The organism is Kitasatospora sp. NPDC008115 (assembly GCF_042957205.1).
In the GTDB taxonomy this organism is placed as follows: Bacteria; Actinomycetota; Actinomycetes; order Streptomycetales; family Streptomycetaceae; genus Kitasatospora.
Genome location: NZ_JBIBHU010000074.1, coordinates 1 through 3926 on the forward strand (window position 1 = coordinate 1; position 3926 = coordinate 3926).

Below are 3926 nucleotides of genomic sequence, written 5' to 3' on the forward strand. Positions count from 1 at the left end.
CCAGAATCACCGCAACCTGCTCGACACCGCGCGGCAACGCCACACCGACCAGGTCCTCAGCCCCGATGCCCCGGCCGATCAGCCAATGCGCGATCTGATTGGCACGCGCGTTCAACTCCGCATACGTCCAGACCTCATCACCGGCCTCCAACGCCACCACGTCCGGCGCCACCGCCACCCTGGCCTCGAACAGCCCGGGCAGGGTCGAGTCCTCGACCTCGGGCCGGGACGTGGTTGCCCAGTCCCGGAGCCGAACGCCTTCACCGGAGGTGATCAGGTCCAGCGAGCCGATCCGCCGGGACGGGTCGGCGGCGATCGCCTTCAGCAGCCGGGCCCAGCGCGCGATCAGCGTCTCGATCGTGCTCAAGTCGTACAGGTTCGTCGCGAACTCGATGGCTCCGCTGATGCCTGCGGGCTCGTGGTCGCCGTCGTACTCCTCGGTCAGGGTGATCATCAGGTCGAAGCGCGAGGTGCTCGTGTGCGCGCTCTCGGAGCGCATCTGCATTCCCGGCAGCTCGAATTCGGCCTGCTCGTTGTTCTGCAGGGCGAGCGCGACCTGGAAGAGCGGGTGGTGCGCGGCGGAGCGGTGCGGGTTGAGCTTCTCCACCAGGTACTGGAACGGGACGTCCTGATGGGCATGAGCCGCCAGGCTGGTCCGGCGGACCTGGGCAAGGAGGTCGCTGAAGGCCGGGTTGCCGGCCGTGTCGGTCCGCAGCACCAGGGTGTTGACGAAGAACCCGACCAAGTCGTCGAGGTTCTCGTCGGTGCGCCCGGCGATCGGGGAACCGATCGGGATGTCCGTACCGGCGCCGAGGCGGGTCAGCAGAGCGGCCACGGATGCCTGCAGCGCCATGAACACCGTTGCCCCGGCCGACCGGGCCAGCTCGGCGAGGTCGCGGTGCAGGTCCGCGCCGAAGGAGAAGTTGCACGCGGCACCGGCGTTGCCGGCGACGGCGGGGCGGGGCCGGTCGGTGGGGACGGTGACCTGCTCCGGCAGGCCGGCCAACTGCTCAGCCCAGTAACCGTACTGGCGGTTGAACGCGCTCTCCGGGTCGCCGTCGTCACCGAGCAGCTCACGCTGCCACAACGTGTAGTCGGCGTACTGCACCGGCAGCTGCGGCCAATCCGGCTCGGCGCCCGTCAGGCGGGCGGTGTAGGCCGCGATCAGGTCGCGCGCCAGCGGCGCGAGCGACCAGCCGTCGCCGGCGATGTGGTGCAGCACCAGCATCAGCACCGACTCGCTCGGGCTGACGGTCAACAGCTCGGCGCGTACGGGAACCTGGCCGGACAGGTCGAACTCGTACCGGGCCGCTGCGTCGAGTTGCGCGGGGAGCGTGGCCTCACTGCTCGGTACGGCCCGCAGCATGATCTGTGCCTGGTCGGGGGTGAGGATGTGCTGGCTGGGCTGACCGTCGACCTCCCGGAAGACGGTGCGCAGCGCCTCGTGCCGGGCGATCACATCGGTGAGGGCGTCCCCCAGGGCCTGCCGGTCCAGATCGCCCGTGAGACGCAGGGCGAAGGCCATGTTGTAGGTGGCGGAGGGCCCTTCCAGCTTGTGCAGGAACCACAACCGCTCCTGCGCGAACGACAGCGGCAGCACCTCGGGCCGGGCGACCGGCTCGGGCGCGGGGCGCAGTTCGCCCGCGTGGTCGGCCAATCGGCGGGCAAGCTGGGTCACGCTCGGGGCCTCGAAGATCGCGCGCAGCGGGATCTCGATGCCGAGTGCGGCACGGACGCGGCTGATCAGACGGGTGGCCAGCAGCGAGTGACCGCCCAGGTCGAAGAAGTTGTCATCGGCCCCGACCCCGGGCAGTCCCAGGATCTCGGCGAACGCCGTGCACAGGATCTCTTCCTGCGGGGTGCGGGCGGCGCGGCCGATGCCGGCCGACGCGTAGACGGGAGCGGGCAGGGCGTTGCGGTCGATCTTCCCGTTCCGCGTCAGCGGGATGCTGTCGATCACCATGATCGCGGCCGGGACCATGTAGTCGGGAAGCTGCTGTCCCAGCTCACGGCGGAGCTGCGGCAGGGAGGGTTCGCCCTTGTCGGCGTCCGGGACGATGTAGGCCACCAGGCGGACGTCGCCGGGCTGCTCCTCGCGGGCGACGACGACGGCCTGGGCGACCTCGGGGTTCCGGGTGAGCGCCGACTGGATCTCGCCGGGCTCGATCCGGAACCCGCGGATCTTCACCTGATCGTCACTACGGCCCAGGTACTCCAACTCCCCGCCCCGGTTCCACCGCACCAGGTCACCCGTGCGATACATCCGCCCCCCGGCCGCACCGAACGGGTCGGCGACGAATCGCTCGGCGGTCAGCGCCGGCCGGTTGAGGTAGCCGCGGGTCAGTCCCTTGCCGGCGATGTAGAGCTCGCCGCCCACCCCGACGGGGACCGGCTGGAGACGTTCGTCCAGTACGTAGGTGAGGACGTTGTGGTTCGGGTACCCGATCGGGGTCGGCAGCTGGGCGAGTGGGCGGCTGATGGTGGTGAGGACGGTGGTCTCCGTCGGGCCGTAGACGTTGTACAGCGCACGGCCCGGCGCCCAGAGCTCGACCAGGTGCGGCGGGAACGGCTCCGCACCGACGAGGAGGTGGACGAGGCCGGGCAGGTTCCGCGCGGTCTCGGCCGGGATGGTGTCGAGGATGGACGGCGGGATGAAGGCATGGGTGATCCGCCGATCGGCGAGGTAGCGCCCGAGTTCCTCACCGGCGAGACGGCCGGCCGGAGGCAGGACGAGGGTGCCGCCGTTGCTGATGGCCATGAGGAACTCCAGCATCGAGGCGTCGAAGCTGGGCGAGGCCAGTTGCAGGGTCCGGCTGTCGGGACCGGTGGCGGCGCGATCGCCCAGGGTGGCGGCGAGGCTGGCGAGTCCGGTGTGGGGGACGGTGGTGCCCTTGGGGCGGCCGGTGGAGCCGGAGGTGTAGATGGTGTAGGCGAGGTGCCGGGGGGTGAGCGGGGCGATCCGGTCCGCGTCGGTCGGGTCAGTGGCCGGCTGCCGGTCCGTGTCGGCCGAGTAGGCCCGGAGGGGGACGATCTCGGTCTCGCTGCCGGAGAGCCCCTGCGCCAACCCGTCGGTGGCGAGCACGAGTGCGGGAGCGGCGTCCGCGAGCATGTAAGCGATGCGGTCGGCCGGGTAGTCCGGGTCGACCGGCAGGTAGCCGGCCCCCGCCTTCACCACACCCAGGATCGCCGCGAACAGTTCCGCGCCGCGCGGCAGCGCCAGGCCGACGAGTTGCTCCGCACCGATGCCCCGGCCGATCAGCCAGTGCGCGATCCGGTTGGCCCGCGCGTTCAGCTCCGCGTACGTCCAGGTGGCATCGCCGGTGTCGAGGACGGTCGTGTCGGGGCCCGCCTTGGTCAGGGCCTCGAACAGCTCGGGCAGGGTGGCGTCGGCGAGGTCAGGGCGGGATGTGGTCGCCCAGTCGCGGAGTTGGCTTCGTTCGCCGGGGACGAGGATGTCCGGCGAACCGATGGGCTGGGTCGGGTCGGCCGCGATCGCCTTCAGCAGCACGGTCCAGCGCTCGGTCAGCGCCTCGATCGTCGACCGGTCGTAGAGGTCGGTGGCGAACTCGACCATCCCGTGCATGCCGGCGGGCACACCGTTGTCGCCGCGCTCCTCGGTCACGACGATGGCGAGGTCGAATCGCGCGGTACCGGTTCCGATGCCGCCGGACTCGACCTGGAGTCCCGGTAGTTGGAAGTTCGGTTGCTGGGTGCTCTGGAGTCCCAGGGAGATCTGGAACAGCGGGTGGTGGCTGGAGGAGCGGTGCGGGTTGAGCTTCTCCACCAGGTGCTCGAACGGGATGTCCTGGTGGGCGTAGGCCTCCAGGTTGCTCCGGCGGACCTGGGCGAGGAGGTCGGTGAAGGACGGGTTGCCCGCCGTGTCCGTGCGCACCACGAGGGTGTTCACGAAGAACCCGATGAGCTGG

Annotated in this window: 1 protein-coding gene; it reads right to left on the reverse strand. The window is 70.6% G+C overall.

Annotation, left to right across the window (positions count from 1 at the left end; genetic code table 11):
* A partial coding sequence (locus ACFZBX_RS36805; protein ID WP_391538178.1) for an amino acid adenylation domain-containing protein occupies window positions 1-3907 on the reverse strand: 3907 nt, incomplete at its 3' end.
* Window positions 3908-3926 lie beyond the last annotated feature (19 nt).